The 19778-nt window shown below is 44.2% G+C and carries 23 protein-coding genes; 14 read left to right on the top strand and 9 right to left on the bottom strand.

Translation table 11 applies throughout. The features are described 5' to 3' along the window. Positions 1 to 109 (bottom strand): FAD-binding protein (locus NI455_RS07110; RefSeq protein ID WP_253113285.1); only part of this gene is annotated, 109 nt, incomplete at its 3' end. Positions 110 to 295: 186 nt separating this feature from the next. Here NI455_RS07110 and NI455_RS07105 point away from each other — a divergent pair. The 5 genes from NI455_RS07105 to NI455_RS07085 all read left to right on the top strand — a co-directional run bounded on the left by NI455_RS07105 (position 296) and on the right by NI455_RS07085 (position 4719). After that, on the top strand, positions 296 to 907 hold the full coding sequence (locus tag NI455_RS07105) for a DUF1285 domain-containing protein (RefSeq protein WP_253113280.1): 612 nt from the start codon (positions 296 to 298) through the stop codon (positions 905 to 907). 48 nt (positions 908 to 955) lie between these two features. Beyond that, the gene (gene murI / locus NI455_RS07100; RefSeq protein WP_005108030.1) at positions 956 to 1828 is read left to right on the top strand and encodes a glutamate racemase; all 873 of its coding nucleotides are present in this window, start codon (positions 956 to 958) and stop codon (positions 1826 to 1828) included. A 116-nt stretch (positions 1829 to 1944) separates the two neighbouring features. Next, positions 1945 to 2973 (top strand): DUF4062 domain-containing protein, encoded by a 1029-nt coding sequence (locus tag NI455_RS07095; protein ID WP_005102932.1) that lies wholly within the window; start codon positions 1945 to 1947, stop codon positions 2971 to 2973. Positions 2974 to 3038: 65 nt separating this feature from the next. Next, entirely contained in the window at positions 3039 to 4052 is a 1014-nt protein-coding gene (gene hemH / locus NI455_RS07090; protein ID WP_005250516.1) for a ferrochelatase, read from the top strand. 22 nt (positions 4053 to 4074) lie between these two features. Continuing rightward, entirely contained in the window at positions 4075 to 4719 is a 645-nt protein-coding gene (locus tag NI455_RS07085) for an MBL fold metallo-hydrolase (RefSeq protein ID WP_253113278.1), read from the top strand. Between the two features lie 415 nt (positions 4720 to 5134). Here the strand turns inward: NI455_RS07085 and NI455_RS07080 are convergent, their stop codons facing one another. Then, positions 5135 to 5308 (bottom strand): DNA gyrase inhibitor YacG, encoded by a 174-nt coding sequence (locus NI455_RS07080; RefSeq protein ID WP_004278554.1) that lies wholly within the window; start codon positions 5306 to 5308, stop codon positions 5135 to 5137. Between the two features lie 84 nt (positions 5309 to 5392). Between NI455_RS07080 and NI455_RS07075 the strand changes: the two genes are divergently transcribed. Together NI455_RS07075 and NI455_RS07070 are read left to right on the top strand one after the other, a co-directional pair. Beyond that, positions 5393 to 6037 carry a class I SAM-dependent methyltransferase gene (locus NI455_RS07075; protein WP_171248517.1) on the top strand — a complete coding sequence of 215 codons (645 nt, stop codon included), beginning with the start codon at positions 5393 to 5395 and terminating at the stop codon, positions 6035 to 6037. Positions 6038 to 6041: 4 nt separating this feature from the next. Further along, positions 6042 to 7241 (top strand): TIGR03862 family flavoprotein, encoded by a 1200-nt coding sequence (locus tag NI455_RS07070; protein ID WP_253113276.1) that lies wholly within the window; start codon positions 6042 to 6044, stop codon positions 7239 to 7241. 150 nt (positions 7242 to 7391) lie between these two features. On the opposite strand, the gene NI455_RS07065 is transcribed toward NI455_RS07070, so the two are convergent. Beyond that, positions 7392 to 7979: a hypothetical protein gene (locus NI455_RS07065; protein WP_004647351.1), complete on the bottom strand. Its 588-nt coding sequence runs from the start codon at positions 7977 to 7979 to the stop codon at positions 7392 to 7394. A gap of 15 nt (positions 7980 to 7994) precedes the next feature. After that, positions 7995 to 8771 (bottom strand): class I SAM-dependent methyltransferase, encoded by a 777-nt coding sequence (locus NI455_RS07060; RefSeq protein WP_253113273.1) that lies wholly within the window; start codon positions 8769 to 8771, stop codon positions 7995 to 7997. 113 nt (positions 8772 to 8884) lie between these two features. On the opposite strand from NI455_RS07060, the gene NI455_RS07055 reads away from it, so the two are divergent. The 3 genes from NI455_RS07055 (at position 8885) to NI455_RS07045 (ending at position 11522) form a co-directional block, all read left to right on the top strand. Beyond that, positions 8885 to 10156: a hypothetical protein gene (locus NI455_RS07055; protein ID WP_253113271.1), complete on the top strand. Its 1272-nt coding sequence runs from the start codon at positions 8885 to 8887 to the stop codon at positions 10154 to 10156. A 125-nt stretch (positions 10157 to 10281) separates the two neighbouring features. Beyond that, entirely contained in the window at positions 10282 to 10479 is a 198-nt protein-coding gene (locus NI455_RS07050) for a hypothetical protein (protein WP_253113269.1), read from the top strand. Between the two features lie 89 nt (positions 10480 to 10568). Continuing rightward, positions 10569 to 11522 carry a 2-hydroxyacid dehydrogenase gene (locus NI455_RS07045; RefSeq protein WP_253113266.1) on the top strand — a complete coding sequence of 318 codons (954 nt, stop codon included), beginning with the start codon at positions 10569 to 10571 and terminating at the stop codon, positions 11520 to 11522. 68 nt (positions 11523 to 11590) lie between these two features. On the opposite strand, the gene NI455_RS07040 is transcribed toward NI455_RS07045, so the two are convergent. Beyond that, positions 11591 to 12064 (bottom strand): hypothetical protein, encoded by a 474-nt coding sequence (locus NI455_RS07040; RefSeq protein ID WP_004729377.1) that lies wholly within the window; start codon positions 12062 to 12064, stop codon positions 11591 to 11593. Between the two features lie 228 nt (positions 12065 to 12292). Beyond that, the gene (locus NI455_RS07035; RefSeq protein ID WP_004278545.1) at positions 12293 to 12682 is read right to left on the bottom strand and encodes a hypothetical protein; all 390 of its coding nucleotides are present in this window, start codon (positions 12680 to 12682) and stop codon (positions 12293 to 12295) included. A 198-nt stretch (positions 12683 to 12880) separates the two neighbouring features. Between NI455_RS07035 and NI455_RS07030 the strand changes: the two genes are divergently transcribed. Next, on the top strand, positions 12881 to 13405 hold the full coding sequence (locus NI455_RS07030) for a DUF5677 domain-containing protein (RefSeq protein ID WP_253113264.1): 525 nt from the start codon (positions 12881 to 12883) through the stop codon (positions 13403 to 13405). Between the two features lie 91 nt (positions 13406 to 13496). After that, a complete protein-coding gene (locus tag NI455_RS07025) occupies positions 13497 to 13685 on the top strand; it encodes a hypothetical protein (protein WP_253113262.1) in 189 nt (62 codons plus the stop codon). Positions 13686 to 13710: 25 nt separating this feature from the next. Here the strand turns inward: NI455_RS07025 and glyS are convergent, their stop codons facing one another. Together glyS and glyQ are read right to left on the bottom strand one after the other, a co-directional pair. Then, positions 13711 to 15780 (bottom strand): glycine--tRNA ligase subunit beta, encoded by a 2070-nt coding sequence (gene glyS, locus NI455_RS07020; RefSeq protein ID WP_253113258.1) that lies wholly within the window; start codon positions 15778 to 15780, stop codon positions 13711 to 13713. Continuing rightward, positions 15780 to 16763, bottom strand: a complete 984-nt coding sequence (gene glyQ / locus NI455_RS07015; RefSeq protein ID WP_004278542.1) for a glycine--tRNA ligase subunit alpha — start codon at positions 16761 to 16763, stop codon at positions 15780 to 15782. The genes glyS and glyQ overlap by 1 nt, the downstream gene beginning before the upstream one ends. A 312-nt stretch (positions 16764 to 17075) precedes the next feature. On the opposite strand from glyQ, the gene NI455_RS07010 reads away from it, so the two are divergent. Then, complete coding sequence (locus tag NI455_RS07010; RefSeq protein WP_253113255.1) at positions 17076 to 17873, top strand: transglutaminase-like domain-containing protein; 798 nt, start codon at positions 17076 to 17078, stop codon at positions 17871 to 17873. A 260-nt stretch (positions 17874 to 18133) separates the two neighbouring features. Beyond that, the gene (locus NI455_RS07005; RefSeq protein ID WP_253113252.1) at positions 18134 to 19243 is read left to right on the top strand and encodes an HPP family protein; all 1110 of its coding nucleotides are present in this window, start codon (positions 18134 to 18136) and stop codon (positions 19241 to 19243) included. Between the two features lie 37 nt (positions 19244 to 19280). Here NI455_RS07005 and NI455_RS07000 read toward each other — a convergent pair whose 3' ends face one another. Then, positions 19281 to 19661, bottom strand: coding sequence for a hypothetical protein (locus tag NI455_RS07000; RefSeq protein WP_253113248.1), 381 nt, complete (start codon positions 19659 to 19661; stop codon positions 19281 to 19283). Positions 19662 to 19778: the final 117 nt, after the last annotated feature.

The following is a 19778-nucleotide window of genomic DNA, read 5'->3' as shown; positions in this document are numbered from 1 at the left end:
TGTTTTCAATTGCAAGTTGACGGATTTTGATCGCAGCAGAAAGACCCGCAGGGCCTGCGCCTACGATGACGACGTCAAACTCCATCGATTCACGTTCGATGTGTTCCATGTAGGACTCCTCATATTACTATTCGGTGGCAACCATAATCATATGATTGGGTGCTGCCATAAGTGTTCTTGGTTCCTAGACACAAAAATGCTGGTGTCTTTGATAATCTGGGCTAGTATAGTTTTAAAGCCGGTTTTAGCCAATTGGCTGAAACATATTATTTTTCCGTCATTAAGGTCTTCTTTTATGGATAAGCCAGTACCCAGCACAAATCCGACGAAAAAAGTAACTTATCCCGATGATAAAAATTTAATGGATATCGCACAATACTTAAAAGATGCACAGGGCAGTCACAAAAGGTCAATACCCCCTTTGGAGCAATGGCAGCCAAAGCATTGTGGCACAATGGATCTCAAGGTTTTAGCCAACGGCGAATGGTGGCACGAAGGTCAATTGATCAAGCGTCAGCCGATGATTGGCCTGTTTGCAACGGTGCTCTGGAAAGAAAACGATAAATTCTATCTAAAAACACCAGTAGAAATGATTGAAATCGAAGTTGAAGATGAACCTTTATTTGTCAATCAGGTCGATCAGGTTGAGATCAATGGAGTGACTTATCTGCAACTGGGCACAACCACGCAAGACCTGATTATTGTCGATGCTGAACATCCAATCTTTATGCGTGAATACAAAGGTGAGTTGAGGCCTTATGTGCATGTGCGTTTTGGGATTAATGCACTGATTCAGCGTGCGGCATTTTTACATCTGGTCGAGATGGGAGAGCTTGATGAAAATCCGGCAGGCGAAACCGTTTTAAGTTTGAAAAGTGGTGATTTAGACTTGCATTTGAGCACCTGAGGTTTAAGCTTGAACGCTAGAAATTTCAAACAAGCCACCTGCAACGTTATGAGCGCTATTCAACCAATTTCCCAGCTATTAGACTCGATGCCCAATGCCACGGCAGATGCGCCTATTGGCATTTTTGACTCAGGCGTAGGCGGCTTGTCAGTCGCCCTGGAAATTGCCCGTCATTTGCCTAATGAGCGCTTTGTCTATTATGCGGATACTGCGCATGTGCCTTATGGTCCGAGAGATGATCAGGAAATTCGTGCCTTGACGGCTCAGGCGATTGAATGGCTTTATCGTCAAGGTTGTAAAGTTGCGGTGGTGGCTTGTAATACCGCTTCCGCTTTTAGTCTGGATTATTTGCGTGACTATTATGGTGAAAACTTTCCGATTATCGGTTTAGTACCCGCGCTTAAACCGGCGGTCCTGAATACCCAGTCGAAAACGGTGGCGGTATTGGCCACGCCCGCGACCTTCCGCGGCCAACTGATTAAAGATGTCATTTCCCGTTTTGCCGAACCGGCTCAAGTCAAAGTCCTGCCTGTGACCAGTCTGGATCTGGTGCCTTTTGTTGAGGCTGGGGAGCAGATGAGTGCAGCCTGTTTGCAGACATTAAAAGAGATTTTACAACCAGTTGTAGATCAGGGCGCTGATTATTTAGTGTTAGGATGTACACATTACCCCTTCCTAAAATCGTCAATTCAGTATATTTTTGGTCAAAAGCTGACATTAATTGACTCAGGATTCGCGGTTGCAAGACAAACGGCCCGAATTTTAATTAAAAATGGGTTATTATTTGAGCATAAGTCTAAAGAAAGCGTGAAAATTGAATTGGTGGTGAGTGGGCAGAATGCTGAACAGCTCCGACCGATTTTGCAGCACCTGATTCCGGCCGATTTAAAATGGCAGGTCAGTAATATGAGTGCAGTTTAAAACTCATTTTTATAATTTAAGAAGAAAGATATTTTGATTTTGGGGTGGCCATATTGGGTAAAGAAGCATGTGATGATGCATTTTTTACCCAAATGTACAGGAGAAGAGGATAGCCCATGCTGGATAAACGGTACCAAGTGTTCATCTCAACCTCTGGGGCAGAAATGCAACCGGAGCGTATCATTCTGTCTCAAACACTGGTAGGAATGGGGTTTTTCTCGTGGGGACTGGAACAGCGTACACCGCTGAATACTGCATTTGCACGCCGCCAGATTGATGACTGTGATTATGTCGTGATTCTGCTGGGAAGCCAGTATGGAGAGCAGTCGGTATCGGGTGTTGGCTATATGCATCTCGAATATATTTATGCAGTGACCAAGCAAAAACCGATTATTGTGTTTATGCATGATGATCCGGCATCACGTGAAAGTGCATTGCATGATGCCAAACCGGAATTACAGGAAAAATTTAAGGAATTCCGTCAGTTATTACAGCAGGAAGTCGATCAGGTCTTTACTTACCGCAGCCTGCGAGATCTGGAAATGGCAGTGCGTTTTAACATGCCGCAAATGTTGGAGCGCTATCCGGTGACTGGCTGGGTGCGTCCGCAAAATACTCAGGCGCTACATGACGAGATTGATCAGCTGAAAGCCAAAGTGGCTCAACTGGAACGTGATGGTGGAACTGCAGAAGTTGATCCATTCCTAAGCTTGCCCAAAGTAGCGATGCATGAAATTTTTTCTTTTGAATACCGGATGCATGCTTATCAGGATGGTAACTTCAAGGAAATCAAAGTCCAGAAGAAACTGACTTGGGCGCAATTGTTGGCGTTGCTGGGCTCCACCTTTGTCAATCCGACCCCTGAGGAATTTTTCTCGAAGCGCATGAATGAATATCTGAATGAAACCGGTTTGCAGGATGCACGGGTACAGATGCCGCGTGCACATGCAGTGGCGCGTGCCCAGATGAATATCCGTGCCTTGCATAGTTTAAAAATTCAAATGCGCCAGAATGACTGGATTGTGCCATCCGGTCGTGATGACCGACAGCGCATGCTGTGGCAGATCACGCCAAAAGCGCAAAAATTGCTGGATAGCAGCTTGCTGGATTTAGATCGCACTTTTCAATATAAGTCAGCGTATTAATCCATAGAGAGAATAAATAAAAAGCTGTTAAAGTACAGGGGTTGATATCCTGACGGACGAACTGAATGTATTCTACTGCTAAAGCGAAAGTGACGATTATATTGGCAAACTTGGGCACACCAGATGAGCCTACGATTCCTGCGGTACGCCGTTTTCTCAAGCAGTTTTTATCCGACCAGCGTGTGATTGAGATTCCCAAACCGATTTGGCAAATCATTCTGCGCTTATTCATTTTACCCTTCCGTCCAAAGCGGGTATCACAGGCTTATGCACAAGTATGGGGACAGGATTCACCGATGCGTGAAATTCTGTTTGAGCAGGTCAGCGCAGTCAAGACACATCTCACCCAGCTGTATCCACAGTTTGAACTGAATGTGGTGCCCGCCATGACCTATGGCAATCCCAACATTCAGGATGTCTTGGCACAAGTCTCCGCGCAGCCACAGGAACACGTGATTCTATTTCCCCTGTTTCCCCAATATTCAGCCACGTCGACCGCACCTTTATACGATGCAGTGGCGAAATGGGTGGTTCAACAGCGCAATTTACCCGGTTTGACAGTGATCCGGGATTATTATCAACATCCTTTATTTATCCAGTCGCTGGCTCAAAGTGTACGTGACTATCAGGCAATTCATGGTAAGCCAGAAAAATTGTTAATGTCTTTCCACGGCATTCCACAGCCCTATGCCGATAAAGGCGATCCTTATGCCGACCGTTGCCGCATAACTGGTAAGCTGTTAGCTAAAGCCCTGGGTTTAAGCGAAGATCAATATGCGATCAGCTTCCAGTCACGGTTTGGCAAGCAGGAATGGATCAAGCCCTATACCGATGTTTTGCTTGAAGATTGGGCGAAACAGGGGGTGAAATCAATTCAGGTGATGAGTCCGGCATTTTCCGCGGACTGTCTGGAAACGCTTGAAGAGCTGGCAATTGAAAATGCCGAGGCTTTTAAAGCACTCGGCGGTGAAAGCTATAGTTATATTCCTGCTTTAAATAGCCGTGAAGATCATTTGCGATTGCTCAATAGTCTGCTACAGGCTAATCTGGATGCATTGACACAGACACTTGCTCATTAACTTGCCCGAGGTTTTTCACCCCATGTTACAAGTCAAAATTGTTCCGGTTACTGCATTTCAGCAAAACTGTTCCATCATTTGGGATACGGACACCAAAGAAGCCATTTTGATTGATGCAGGGGGCGAACCTGAGAAACTGAAGGCTGAAGTTGAAGTACTGGGTTTAACAGTTAAAGCCTTGTGGTTGACCCATGGTCATCTGGACCATGCGGGTGCTGTGGGCGCGTTAAAAAAGGCTTGGGATGTGCCGGTAATCGGACCGCATAAGGAAGATGCATTCTGGCTTGACATGATTCAGGAAGTTTCTGCACGTTATGGTTTTCCGATTCAGGAAAAAGTCGAAGTGACCCAGTGGCTGGAAGGTGGTGAAGTTCTCACACTCGGCAATGAAGAATTTGAAGTGCGTTTTGCCCCAGGACATACGCCGGGTCACGTGATGTTCTATAACAAAAATTATGACTTGTTATGGACAGGTGATGTCTTGTTCAAAGGCTCAATTGGCCGCACCGATTTCCCGCGTGGCAATCATCAGCAGCTCATAGATTCAATTCAGCGTGAATGTTTCAGCCTGCCAGATGAAACTCGATTTATTTCAGGACATGGTCCGATCAGCACCATTGGTTTTGAAAAGCAGCATAATCCTTTTGTTGCAGGTAAAGCGGGTTAAAAGCGTAAATAAAAGACCAATATAGTTTGGTCTTTTATTTTTATTCTGAAAAGGGATTATTGCGAAGTTGTCGCGTTTGCATGTGTATGAGCCAAGCGGCAAAAGCAAAAAGCACACCCAATACAATAAATAAACTATCTTGTTGGAAAATGCCGACTCCCAACGAAAGAAGTGCGAGTAGACCAACCCCAATTAATATGACTCTTAAATTAATATGACTCTTAAAATAATATAACCCATATTATTGCTCTAAAAATAATGTGAAAATTTAGAGTAGAACAATAATACTAAGGCTTTATGAAAGATGTTAATTCGTGTTGCTTTATCTAAGTAATTTTATAAAATTCATATGATTTATTTACTTAATTTCGACAAGATTCTGCTTTCAGACAGAATTTTCGACAGGGAAGACATTTTATTCTTCGCTGTTGTCGGCTTGTGGTGCATCCTGAGTAGGCAAACTATATTCCTCATTGGCCCAAGCGCCTAGATCAATCATCTTGCAACGTTCTGAGCAAAAAGGACGGAATTCATTATCTTCCCATGTGGTCAGCTTGCCACAGCGCGGACAGTTTAAAGTGGTAGGCATGGGACGACTCCAAAGAAAAATAAAGGTTCGATTAGGCAAATATAGCCGCACTTGTTAGACTTATGCGGTTTTTATTAGTTTGATCTGATTATGCCGATTCGTCAATTTCAAGCACAGCGTATGCATGCGCCCCGTGATTTTCAAAGCATCAGTCCTGAACCGGTCTGCGTCGAAGTGGGAGCGGGTAAAGGTAAACATGCCTTGTTATTCAGCAAGAACAATCCCGATACTCAACTGATTGCAATTGAACGTACCCGTGAAAAATTTCTGGCGATGCAAAAACAGCATGCTGTTGAGGGTCAAACTAATTTACAAACCGTTCATGCCGATGCTTTACCGTGGATCGTACATGCACTGTATCCGCAGCAGGTAGAACAATTCTTTATTTTATATCCAAATCCTGAACCGCATAATCCGGCACAGCGCTGGGTCAATATGCCATTTTTTGAGTTTCTACTTTCACGCCTGAAAACCGGGGGAACGATTACTTTGGCCAGTAATATTCCTGCCTATATCGAAGAAGCAGAAATACAGGTGCGAGAGCTCTGGAAGCTGCCTTTTGTCAAAGAAGTGATTGCTGCAGATTCGGCGCGCACCCATTTTGAAATTAAATATCTGGAACGCGGCGAATTATGCCAGCAACTAATCATCAGCAAGCCTGAAAGTTATGTGACACGTTTTGATGATTTCCAGCCTTTGCAAGGGCAGAATGCCACCGTCTCGGAATAAGCAGATGAGCAAACGCATTGCTATTGTGGGCGCAGGCCCCGCAGGCTTAATGGCAGCAGAAGTGCTCAGTCAGTTTGATTATGAGTTGCATATCTATGAGCAAAAACCGTCTGCCGCGCGTAAATTCCTGATGGCAGGTAAAACCGGCCTGAATATTTCTCATGCCGAGCCTGTGCTACAGTTTGTACAACGTTATGATCAGGGGGAGTGGTTGTCACCTTGGATCAAACAGTGGGATGCGCTCTGGATTCAAGACTGGATGAAACAGCTCGGTATAGAACCTTATATCGGTTCGTCTGGCCGGGTATTCCCGACTGAAATGAAAGCCGCGCCCTTGTTGCGTGCCTGGCTCAAGCGTTTGGCCAATGATGGCGTTCAGTTTCATTACCGGCATAAAGTCAGCCAGTTGCAGCAGCAACAGCTTGAGCTGCGTGATCTGAAAAATAATGAACATCGTACTGAATATTTTGATGCCATTATTCTGGCTTGTGGTGCAGTGTCTTGGTCAGCGTTGGGTAGTGATGGTGCATGGCAAGCCTGGTTAAAGCCGGATGAAATTGAGCCTTTCCAGGCCAGTAATGCCGGAGTGGAATATCCCTGGTCTCGATTTATGCAGCCAGTCTTTGGTCAGCCGCTGAAACGTGTTGCAGCATGGTTAGGGCAAGGTGAAAAGACCGTTGGCGATATCGTAATTAGCCATTACGGTCTGGAAAGTGGCCTGATCTATAAGCAGGGTCGGGGTTTACGCGAGCAACTAAAACAGGGGCAGCCGATGCAGCTGCATCTGGACCTCTTCCCAAATCAAAGCATGGAACAGCTTGCGCAAAAATTACAGCCAAGTAAGAAGCAGTCTTTAACTAATGTCTGGCGTAAAGCTGGATTGGACGGTGCCAAGGCGGCCTTAGTACGGGAATTGGTAGCCAAAGCGGTATGGCAAGATGCTGCTGAATTAGCCAAAAAAATTAAACATTTGACCCTTCCACTCACAGGTTTCCGCCCGATTGAAGAGGCGATTAGCTGTGCAGGTGGTGTCAAGCGTGAAGTGTTGTCAGAACAGCTACAATTGAAATCTAACCCACATGTATTTCTTTGCGGAGAAATGCTGGACTGGGATGCACCGACCGGCGGTTATCTACTGACAGCCTGTTTTGCCACAGGGCGTGCAGCGGGTGAAGGTGTGCATCAGTTTCTGACAGCAGATTAAGTCATTTTATAGCTAGGATGATCTAGTATTTATACTGAATGCAGACTCAACAGATCCGGCCTTGTTCATTCACGCTGTTTTAAAGCTGCCAGTTCAGCTTAGATTATTTTTGTATTTTATCTAAGCTGTGTGCCAATTTAGCATCCTAGACTATTCCTTCACTTGCCGGGAAGCGGGTTCTTTCTTGGCGAGATCCGGATATTGCGAACGCCAGCGTTCCAGTTGTTCTTGGGCGTGTAGATATTTCCCTAGACCTTTGACATTCTCACTGGCTTCATTCACGGGTGTAGCTTGAGTCTTGGGAGTATTGAGTAATTTGTCCTGATGTTCCCAGTATTGATACATTAAGCCCTGAATATAACGGCCCTGTTCGGTTTTCAGTTCTAAAGCCTTCAACATATTCAATGCTGACTGGACATGATCACGCTGACGTTGCTGGACAAATTCTTCTGTCATATTTTCATCATCGCGCATGCTGTTTAATTCTTTTTCCAAGTCGCTGCTCATTTCCTGAAAGCGCTGTTCATAATCCGTCAATGCAGCAATATCATGCGGATCATCAGCAGTTTTAGGGAAGTCTTTCAGTGGCTCGGTTTTCAGTTCCTGCATGACTTGATCTGAAGCCGTATTATCTGTTGTCGCTTCAGTCGGAGTTTCGGTCGTTTTCTGGTCACATGCCATCAGCAGCATGGCCGCAGCGAACAACAGCGTTCGTGTCATTCCTGGTATTTTATGCATGATCGCCTCCTGTTTTTAATTACTTTTCTTGAACACATAGATATGGGTGACATAAGGAAAATCGATCATTTCCTCTGCGCTTTTGGCTGTATATTGCTGGATGATCTGTTCAAATTGTTGTTTTAACTGTGCCTGCTGCTGTTCAGGCATGGCTGCAATAAAACTAGTCGAGAGCAGCCGCTTGGATACCACCTGCTCGACACTGCCATGCTGTTGCTGGGTCATTGTGGTTTCTGCATAGGGCTGAAATAGCGTTTGCTGTGCAAAGACCTCGCGCCAGATGCCGCTATGATAGCGCGGCGTATCGCCTTCCAATGGGACAATACAATCGGCCAAGGCTTGAACCCAGTCCACCCGCGTATCGCGCTGATTCCAGATTAATACCAGATAGCCAAGCGGTTTGAGTACCCGATCTAATTCTTGTAAGGTAGCAGAATCGGCAAACCAGTGAAATGACTGTGCACAAAATACCGCATTCAGGCTATGATCGGGCAAGGGAAGTTGATGGCTCATGCCTTCAAGAACATGAATGTCTGGATGCGCCTGTTTTAATTGAGCCAGCATTTCCGGGACAGGATCAATCGCGATAATGTGCTTACTGAGCGGGCGTAAATAGGGGATAAACTTGCCGGTGCCACTGCCCAAATCCAGAAGATGCGCACCTGCAGGCAAAGCCAGCGTTTCACTCAGCCATTGGCTGATTTCTGCCGGATAATCGGGACGCACTTGCTGATAGAGCTCAGCAGACGCACTAAAACCCCGTTTTGCTGCAGGATGTAATGATTGTGTCATATTTTGCGCTTTTTAATCTTTTTGATCGATATAAAATAGCATATTCACTTTTTTGACAGCGTTCATTGACTGAATTGTTGTGGAAGGGTTCGATTTACCAGCACGGGAAAGTTATGGACAAGCAGATTGTTTTTGAAGATGAACATATACGCGCGATTTTTATGCCGGGATCTTCTTCAGAACTGATTTTTTCATTTGGCGATTTGATTACCCGTGCCAAGGGCCTCAACATCAATGCAGAAAAGTCACTGGCGAAATTCGAGTTTAATGTACTTGGCATTATGCCCAAGCATAAATCATGGTTTCCGCAAGGTTCCATGTGGAACATGTTGCAAGCCATCGCAGATCTGATTGCGCCATTTCAGCAGCGTATTGCGTATGGTGGCTCGATGGGCGGCTATGCCGCGATTAAATATTCCCGTGCCTTGGGCGTACAACGGGTGGTGGCGATGGTGCCACAATACTCGATTGACCCGGAAGATGTGCAAGATGCGCGCTACAACATGTTCTATCAGCCAGAGCTGAATGCCGGGATGCGGGTTGAAGCTCAGGATATCGAGCCTGCATGTGAATATATTATTGTCTATGATCCTTACTGTGCCGAAGATCGTGCCCATTATCTGAAATTAGAGGCGCTGATTCCGCATCATCATGTGCTGCATTTGCCTTTTACCGGACATGATGCGATCGCAGTTTTGGCTAGTTCCGAATTGCTCTATGACTTTTTGGTGCATGAATATGAGCCAAGTTATTTCTACCAGAAAATGCGTCGGGTCAAGAAAAACAGCAAGTTCTACTACCGCAAGGTGATCGAAAATGTCTTGCCACGGCACCGCATGGCCTTGGGACACATTCTGAAAAATAATGATCTGCAACTGGATAACCAGTTTTTTGATGCCAGCCAGAAACAGGTTATTTTGCGGGAACTTTTGCGCAATAAACAGGTCGATCAGCATGACCTGCTCAAGCTCGGCATTCATGTGAATTTGCCGCAGGAAAATCGTCAGTTGCTGTTAGACCAGTATGGGCATGGTCTGGTATTTAATGTCATCAGCCATAAAATCGAAAGTTATGCAGAAGGTGCAATTGCCCTGAACCATAAATTCCTGATTCCAATTTATGCCAAAGGTAATGGTTTATTGAGTATTAACCTGAATGATGAACGTTATCTGGTGGTGATGAATGACCGGCATATCATGAAGCTGATCAAGGAACAGGATGAACTCAGTCTGGGCATGCACCCGATTTTAATGAAGCGTTATAGCGATTTTTATATGTTTAGCTATAAGCAGCTGAATCTGAGTACCAATGAGTATGGTGCTGCTGCTTTTATCGACGATAGTGACAAAAATACGCAGTTTGTGACGCACAGTGAGATAAGTTAACTAAAAATTTTTATAAAAAACAATTACTTGACTTGTGATGAGCTTGGCATAATATAGAGATAAGCGGTATAAATAATAAACCAATTATATCGTTCCCGATGGTTGAAACGAAGAAGGGGATCTCTATGATGCAAGCGACTCGGATGATGCAAGTATGTTTTATCTTCGGTTTGGTTCTACCTAATCTGGCGCATGCAGAAACTGTGCATTCTGCAGTGATCATGGTCAGTGCGTCCATCATCTTTATGATTATTCTGTCTGTGTATGTGGTGTATCGAATTCGCAAGTCACTACGTAATCATATGGATAAACCGCTGGATTAATTGCATCAGGCTGGAAACAGGTTGAAAAGCCTCAATGACTTGTTTTAAATGACAGACATAAATTGTCAAACAGGATTGAGGGAACAGCCATGAAAGCCGTTTATTTAGACTATGCTTCTTTAGACCAGCAGGATTTGGACTTTCAGGCACTGCATGCAGTATTTGATTCACTAGTTTTGTATCCGGCGACCTCGGCTGCCGAGATTGTATCCCGTGTAGCTGGTTTCGATGTCATCATTACGAATAAGGTGATGATCGATGCAGCTACGATTCAGCAATGCCCTCAACTCAAACTCATTTTAATCTCTGCAACCGGCACCAATAATGTCGACCTTGAGGCGGCCAAAGCGCAAGGGATCGTCGTGTGTAACTGTCAGGCTTATGGCACTTCGGCAGTCGCGCAGCATACCATCATGTTGATGCTCAATCTGGCGACTTCATTCCTGTCTTATCAACGTGCATTAGAACAAGGCGAATGGCAAAAAGCCAGTCAGTTCTGTTTGCTGGATGCGCCAATTGTCGAGCTGGCCGGAAAAACATTGGGCATTGTGGGTTATGGCGAACTGGGTCATGCGGTGGCGAAACTGGCCGAGGCCTTTGGCATGAAAGTGCTTATTGCCGCGCTGCCAAATCGTCCGGCGGATGCATCCCGTATCCCATTTACCGAGCTGCTTCCTCAAGTCGATTTTTTAACTTTGCATTGTCCACTCACTGAAGATACCCACCATTTAATCAGTCATGCTGAACTGGATGCAATGAAAAGCAGTGCATTTTTAATTAACTGTGCGCGTGGTGGAATTGTTGATGAAGCGGCATTGGTTGAGGCTCTGCGTGCAGGCAAGATTGCCGGTGCAGCGACGGATGTACTCACGGTAGAGCCACCGAAACAGGGCAATGTACTACTTGATTCAACGATTCCCAACCTGATTGTGACACCGCATAATGCGTGGGGCAGTGTTGATGCACGACAACGGATTGTGGATCAGATGGTGGAAAATGTAGCAGCATTTAAACAAGGTCAGCCGATCCGACAGGTCAATTGATAGATCGCGTCGATACAAGATAATAGTTTTATTTTCTAAAAATTAAAAAAGCCCATCACGGGCTTTTTTTATAAATCGGTTACCGCATAACTGGTAGCTGATCCTGACTGGGGTTGAGTCTGTGGTGTATTTGGGTTTTGCGTCGCACTCGACTGGCTTAAAGGCTGCTGCACGATAGGTGCCTGTTGTGAATTTCCACGCCAGACTTCTTTGGTCTGCTGGATTTTCTGACCGGTTTGCTGGGCTGCCTGAGTTGCACCCTGATCTACTTTTTGCAGTGTATCAGAGGTTGCAGATTTGGTATTGCTCCAGGCCCGGTCTACCCCCGGCTTGATTTTGGCAATGCCTTTTTCCGTTGCTTCACCGACTTTCTCAGCAGTATTAATCACGCCTTCCTGTGCTTTATAAGCAAAGACATGCAGCAGGTTCGGATTTTCACCATAAGGCTTAACCGGTTTAGCAGACTGAGTCGTGGTTTGTGCGAATGCTGGAACAGAAAGCATTAAAGCTGTCGTTAAAATAATTGGGGTTTTGATATTCATTATGGATCGACCTCGAATTCGTCTAAGTGCGGTCTGAGTTTGTTTTTCAGTGTAACGGATAATGGGTCAAAAACAATGAATATCCTGTGAAGAGTGCAGAGCTTTCAGGTTGATCTGTGCCGAAATATTGTAATTTTTAAAGAAAGGGCAGTAGAAATTAGCCCAAGTGTCGAATTGATTTTTAGCAAAATAAAAGCCCTGTTCTTATACTTAAACAGGGCGATTTTTTTAGTCACATTGTGTCAGGGCATCTTTGGCGAAATGTTCGCGTAAGCTGACAAAGTTCTTTTGTACGCCTGCATCGTGCAGGTCAAATTTTTGTGCAGTGCTAGTACCGTCGCGCTGGAAAGTCGCTGAGCCGGCATCGATTAGAGTCATACCTTTAAATGACCATTGTTCAATGACACGGTTATTGCCGATATCGCCGGTAAATTCAATCACGCATTTGTCGAGAAATTTGGTCAGTTTTGCCTTGTTGTTGGTGGTAGCTGGAACAACTTCGAGGTTTTGGACTTCCTGTAAGACGCCAACCTGAAGCTGTGGGATTTTTGGTGCAGATGTACAAGCTGTAACTGCGATACTCGCAAGACCAGTCAGAATGAGTGTTTTAAATTTCATATGATTCTTTCTTGTTGAGTGTTGTTAGGTTGAGTATATGAAATATATAGGGATATGCCTATAGTATTTGTCTGGCTTAGCTTAAAAGCGAGCTTTTGAAATTTTATTATTTTCATCTTTGGAATTTTTCTGAAATATGAAAATGAGGCACTTAAAGTATATTTTTTAATTATAGAAATTGGATAAAGAGCATAGCGAATGAATAATATCGATGAATTAAAATTTCATAAACAATTTAATACGTATGTAAAGTATACAAGTTTAGCAATCAAAATTTCAAAAAGTGTAGCTGGAAGATTAGTAGATTATAGAAAAGGATGGGCCTCTATCCTTTTTACAAAAATTTGTGTTACTTCGATCTCTTTAAAAAAATTAGCAGATTTGGATACTGGCAAGAAATATAATTCACATTGGGATTTTAATTCAGCATTTACTTTAGCTAGAAATTTAATGGAGTGCTATCAAACATTTTTTTATCTTTGTATTGATAAAATCTCAGAAGATGAAGCATTAGCTAGAAAAAAGCTTTTTAATTATCATGATTTTATAGCTAGAGAAAAATTATTTAAAGAAATTGGTAAAGAAGAACCGGATATAGACTTAAAAGACCAATTGATTAAAGAATTAACTAGTACTAAATATTTTCAAAACTTAGAAGAGAAACAACAACGGCATTTTTTTAAAGGGGGCTACTGCTTTTTTTCTCAGTCGAGAAGAAATTGAACACAAAATCGGAAATTCAAAATCAGCATTTAAAGTAAATTACCAACTATTATCTACTTATACCCATAGTTTTCCAATGGGGTTCTATAAAATGTTTGAACCAGACCGAGGAACTGGAGTAAAGACACCAATAGAGGAGATATATTCTGCATATGCTTTAGGTTTAGCTGAAGGATATTTGAAATTAGCTATTAATAATATGTTAGAAATTTTCCCTGATTTATATGACAAATTAAACAAGCAAGATAAAGATCTTCTCGAATTAAAAAACCCGCTCTAAAGCGGGTTTTTTAATAAATCAGAACTTAGTGTTGAAGCACTGAAATATCAGCAACCTTCGTAAACAAGTCACGAAGCTGAGCAAGCATACGTAAACGGTTTGCTTTCAAGTCAGCATCATCAGCCATCACCATTACACCGTCAAAGAACGCATCAACTGGGGCACGAAGTGCGGCAAGTGCAGACAATGCAGCAGTGTAGTCTTTGGCAGCAAATAACGGCTCAACCACAGGCGTGATTTTCGCAAGTTCAGCGAATAACGCTTTTTCAGCATCTTCAACCAGGTTTGCTTCAACCACAGCACCTTCAGGTGCAGCTTCTTTAGCCAAAATGTTCGCAACACGCTTATTGGCAGCCGCAAGAGCAGCAGCTTCAGGCAATGCACGGAAGTGATTTACCGCATTTACACGCTTGTCAAAATCAAGTGGAGATTTTGGCGACAACGCTTGAACTGCTTGAATCACGTCTACTGCAACGCCTTGGTCTTCGTATTTCGCACGGTAACGACCTTCAAGGAATGCAACAGCATCCGCCAAAGTCTTGTCGTGATCTTTCAATACATCGCCATAAGCAGCAAGTGCAAGTTTGATCAGGTCTTCAATCGACACATCAAGCTCGTTTTCAGTCACAAGACGTAAAATACCAATTGCAGAACGACGTAGTGCAAACGGGTCTTTAGAACCAGTAGGTGCTTGACCGATCCCGAAAATACCTGTGAGCGTGTCTAAACGATCCGCAAGGGCAATGGTCGTACCTGTTTTAGTCTTCGGTAAAACGTCACCCGCAAATTTAGGAAGATATTGCTCACCTAAAGACTCAGCCACTTCAGCATTTTCACCTTCAAGACGTGCGTAGTAAGTACCCGCGATCCCTTGAAGTTCTGGGAATTCACCCACAAGCTCAGAGGTTAAGTCACATTTTGCAAGAAGCGCCGCTTTTTCAGCATCTTCCGCTTTTGCACCAGTAATTGGAGCTAAAGCCACAGCCAATTTCGCAATACGTGTCGATTTGTCCCAAAGCGTACCCAATTCTGCTTGGAACACCATGTTTGCCAATTTTTCTTTACGAGACGCAAGCGGTTGCTTTTGATCTTGCAAGAAGAAGAATTCAGCATCAGACAAACGTGGACGAACCACTTTCTCGTTACCTTCAATAATTTGTGTCGGGTCTTTCGACTCAATGTTTGACACAGTAATGAAGTACGGTTGCAGTTTGTTGTCTGCATTTACCAAACAGAAGTACTTTTGGTTGTCCTGCATCGTGGTGATCAATGCTTCTTGAGGAACTGCAAGGAAGCGTTCTTCGAAGCTTGCACGAAGCGCAACAGGCCATTCAACCAATGCAGTCACTTCGTCACGAAGATCGCTTGGTACAATCGCAATTGCATTGACTTCATCAGCAAGTGTTTTAACTTGCTGGTCGATGATGGCTTGACGTTCTTCAAATGACGCCACAACGTGAGCTGCTTTTAACTTCGCTAAGTATTCGTCAGCGTGCGTTAAAGTAATTGCTTCTGGCGCGTGGAAACGATGACCGTAAGTGACGTTACCGGCTTTGTGATCTTGAATTGTTGCATCAACCACATCGTTGTCTTTTAACAACACAACCCATTTTACAGGACGCACGAATTCAGTACGGCTAGCAGCAGAACGCATACGTTTTGCGATTGGAAGATTGTCTAACGCATTTTGTAAAATTTGTGGCAGTAAAACGTCAAGGCTTTGACCTTTTACGTCTTTTAGGTAGCAGACTTTCTCAACTTTACCCGCTTGGAAAGTTGATACTTGATCAACCGTGATGCCTTGACCACGCATAAAGCCCTCAAGCGCTTTCGTCGGGTTGCCTTCATTATCAAATGCAGCTTGTTTCGCAGGGCCGTCAAAACGTTTTTGCGTGTCCGCTTGCGCAGCATCAACGTTGACGATTTTAAGTGCAAGACGACGTGGTGCTGCATAGGCTTCGATTGAATCAAAAGCAAGACCAGCATCTTTTAAGCCTTTTACGGTTTCTGCATGTAGAGCATCACGTAATTTTTTTAAGCTTTTAGGTGGAAGTTCTTCACAACCCAATTCGAACAAAACGGTATGTTTAGACATTATTTGCTCTCCTTGTTTGCTTCTTTCGCTTCTGCTTCAACTTGTGCTTTTAACTGTGCTAACACTTCATCACGTAATGCGGGTTCAGCCATTGGGAAACCAAGTTCCGCACGTGCTGCTACATAACTTGTCGCAATAGAACGTGCCAAAGTACGTACACGTAAAATGTAACGTTGACGTTCAGTCACAGAAATCGCGCCACGCGCATCCAATAAGTTGAAGCTATGCGATGCTTTCACGACTTGCTCATATGCAGGAAGTGGAAGTTTCGCTTCAATTAAACGTGTTGCTTCAGCTTCATAGAAATCGAACAATTCAAACATTTTTTCAACGTTGGCATATTCGAAGTTATAGGTCGATTGTTCCACTTCATTTTGATGGAACACATCGCCATAAGTTACCGTACCGAACTGGCCTTTGGTCCAAACCAGATCGTAAACTGAATCTACACCTTGCAAGTACATTGCAAGACGTTCAAGACCGTAAGTGATTTCACCAGTCACTGGGTAGCATTCAACACCGCCGACTTGTTGGAAGTAAGTGAACTGAGTCACTTCCATACCGTTGAGCCATACTTCCCAACCTAAGCCCCAAGCACCCAGTGTTGGAGATTCCCAGTTGTCTTCTACGAAACGAATGTCGTGAACTAAAGGATCAATACCGATCGCTTTTAATGAGTCTAGGTAAAGCTGCTGGATGTTGTCCGGGTTTGGCTTAAGCACAACCTGGAATTGGTAATAATGTTGCAAACGGTTCGGGTTTTCACCATAACGGCCATCTTTCGGACGACGTGATGGTTGGACATAAGCGGCATTCCAGGTTTCAGGACCCAGCGCACGAAGGAAAGTCGCAGTGTGGAATGTCCCCGCACCCATTTCCATATCATAAGGTTGCAAAATGACGCAGCCTTGCTCCGCCCAGTAAGTTTGTAAGGCAAGAATTAAGCCTTGGAAGGTATCAATATGCGATATGGCGCGACTCATGGTCATCCACTTAAAATTAGAGAAAAATTGTGCTCAATTATAAGGACTTTGCAGGGGAGTGGCAAAGGGTTAATGTAGGGATACTTTTCTGAAAAAAATAAAACAGGCTTAAAGGATACGCGGCATTTAGAAGCTTACTGCGATTTTAGCTGTACTGGCCGATACAGGCTGATCTGAAAATCAGGAATAAATCAGATGTATGGCATGCTGTTAAGCGGAGAGTCATAAAGTTCAACGGATCTCATACGATTGCGACTCTAAAATTAGTTTAATATTCACGCAATATAATAATGCTTAAAAATAAGGAACTTCATGACCACTTACCAAATTCAATGCCATTTAAAATACAAGGTCGTGCAACCGACAGAATTTATTTTTATGCTTCAGGCGGCACATCATCCTGATCAGAATATTCTCGAAGAACAACTCAGCTTTAATCTGCCCGTAGCATGGCATGAATTCCAGGATACTCAGCATCAAAACCGTCATGTTCGGCTACAGGTCGAACCCTGTGAGGCTTTTGAGCTGAATTATACGGCGACAGTGGTTCGTCAACCGAGCCTCTCTCTGGAGCTACAGCAAGGTCTGAAAGAAGTGGCCATTCCTGAGCTGCCCGATGAAGTATTGCCTTATTTATTGGCCAGCCATTATTGTAATTCGGATTTATTACTGGAAATGGCGAAACGCTCATTTGGCTGGATGACACCGGGCTATACGCGGGTCAAAGCCATTGAACAGTGGATTTATAACAATATTTTTTATGTGTCTGGCAGTTCTGATCAGTTTACCACTGCTACAGATGTACTGGTGCATCGCGCAGGCGTATGTCGTGACTTTGCCCATTTAGGCATTGCGCTGTGCCGTGCCTTGGGAATTCCGGCACGCATGGTGGTCGGTTATGTGGAAATTGAAAAGTTTTTACCTGACTTTCATGCCATTTTTGAAGCCTATTTAGATGGTGGATGGGTGCAGTTTGATCCGACCCGTCTGGCGCCGGTCGAAAATCTTATTCGGATTGGCACTGGAGTCGATGCCGGAGATGTGGCATTTTCAACCTATTATGGTCAGGTTGAGCTGTTAAAAATCCAGCCCCTGATCAAACCTGAATGAATAGGCAGGCCACAATAAAAATGTTCTGGAAATATACTAAGCAAAATGGTTACAAAGGGTTTTTCCATTTCAATGGCGATTGATAGGGGAGCGGTTGTTCTGCAAAAAAAACAGGATCAGTATTTTCAAGCTGAGCGAGATTATTATGGTTTTAAAAAGCTTCGATCGACTCATGATGAAAAGATGTAAAACACAGATGCCTTTCATCTGGCTTGGCTCTATAATGCCCAAAATCTATGAACAATAAGATCAGGCGCACTGTGTTTCACTCCCATCTCGACTGGCTCAATACCTTAAAACCGAATTTCAAAGTCCTTCCACTCAAAGACCGGTTGCTCTGTGGAGCTGGCGCACTATTGGGTTTGGTGGTTTCGTCCTTGTTGAGTTTATGGATTCTGGGGGATTTTGAAGCCTGGTATATTGCCCCGATGGGTGCATCTTCGGTATTGCTGTTTGCTGTGCCGGCCAGTCCTCTAGCACAGCCCTGGAATATTCTGGTCGGAAATACCATTGCTGCCGTGATTGGCGTGAGTTGCGCTTTATTCATAGCTAGTCCGACTGAGGCTTTTAGTGTAGCCGTGGCCTTGGCGATTATCCTGATGATGACCACGGATTCCCTGCATCCACCGAGTGGCGCCGTAGCGATTACTGCAGTGCTGGGTGGCCAGCCGGTGCATGAACTGGGTTATGCCTTTGTATTTTATCCGGTACTGCTCAATTCAATTTTGCTGATGGTGATTGCCATTGTCTTTAACCGAATGATTGGCAAGGATTATCCGCAGCAAGCTCAATTAAATACTCGTTCCAAGGATCCGACGCCGACCCAGAAAGTCACCATTCAACCGCAGGATATTCAGGAAGTGCTGGATCAGCGCACCGAGCTGCTGGATATCAGTGAATATGACCTGCAAAAAATCATTCTGGAGGCACAAAACCGCGCCAATGCGCGTGCGGTACATGAATTTAGCTGCCAGGATATTATGACGAAGGATGTGGCAACGCTGCATGAAAATGATGATATCCAGCATGCCCTGGACAAGTTCAAGCAGATGAACCTGATGAGCCTGCCCGTCGTCAATGCCGATGAACAACTGGTTGGCACGCTGGCGATGTATCAGGTGGTGGAATGGTTCAAGCGCGCTGCCGATGTGCGCAGCAGCTGGGAGTATCAGGTCAAACATATCATGACCCGTAAGGTAATTACGGTGCAGCCTTTACAACCCATTCAGGATCTGGTGCCGTATTTTGTTGAGCGTTCGTTTAACTATATTCCGGTGGTGAGCGAGCAGCAATTGGTGGGAATTATCAGTCGGGCAGACATGATTGCCGCACTGAATCAGGAGCTGAATCATTTTAAAATGAAAGCTTAAAACCGGATTAAAACGGAATTTAACAGAGCATGCCTGATCAACTCTGGTCAGCTTGCCGGCTGAGAAAACTGTAAAATAGTGCCATCGGCAGGGAAAAACACAGCAGAAACAAAAAATGGGAACTAAAATTTTCACTTGAAGGATGCGAGATATAGGCCAGAATCAGGGTTTCCAGTACGCAGCTCATTAAAATCGTGATGATATTAAACAGTTGATAATGGCGTAGCAGCAGGTGAGTCACCAATAGGAAAGGGAAGATCATCATCCAGTAAGTCAGGCAGACAAAAAAGCTAATAAAAAGCGCTGAAAACAGGCTCTTGAAAATGGAGAAAATCCCAGAGCTGGCTTCATGAAATAGCGCATAAGGGAATAAAATTACAGCTATGATCAGAGGTGCAAGCGCGAGGTTAAATGTCATTTTCCAAGGGGAATTCTGGATCGGTTGAGAGATTAAGTGAAATATCCTGTCCAATATCTATTTGCCACTTTTTGATGTTTTTAATATAGGGACTTTATCATTGTTAAATGCATATCA

This window comes from Acinetobacter lwoffii (genome assembly GCF_024129435.1).
Lineage (GTDB): Bacteria > Pseudomonadota > Gammaproteobacteria > Pseudomonadales > Moraxellaceae > Acinetobacter > Acinetobacter lwoffii_F.
This window is presented reverse-complemented; position numbering and strand designations above follow the sequence as displayed.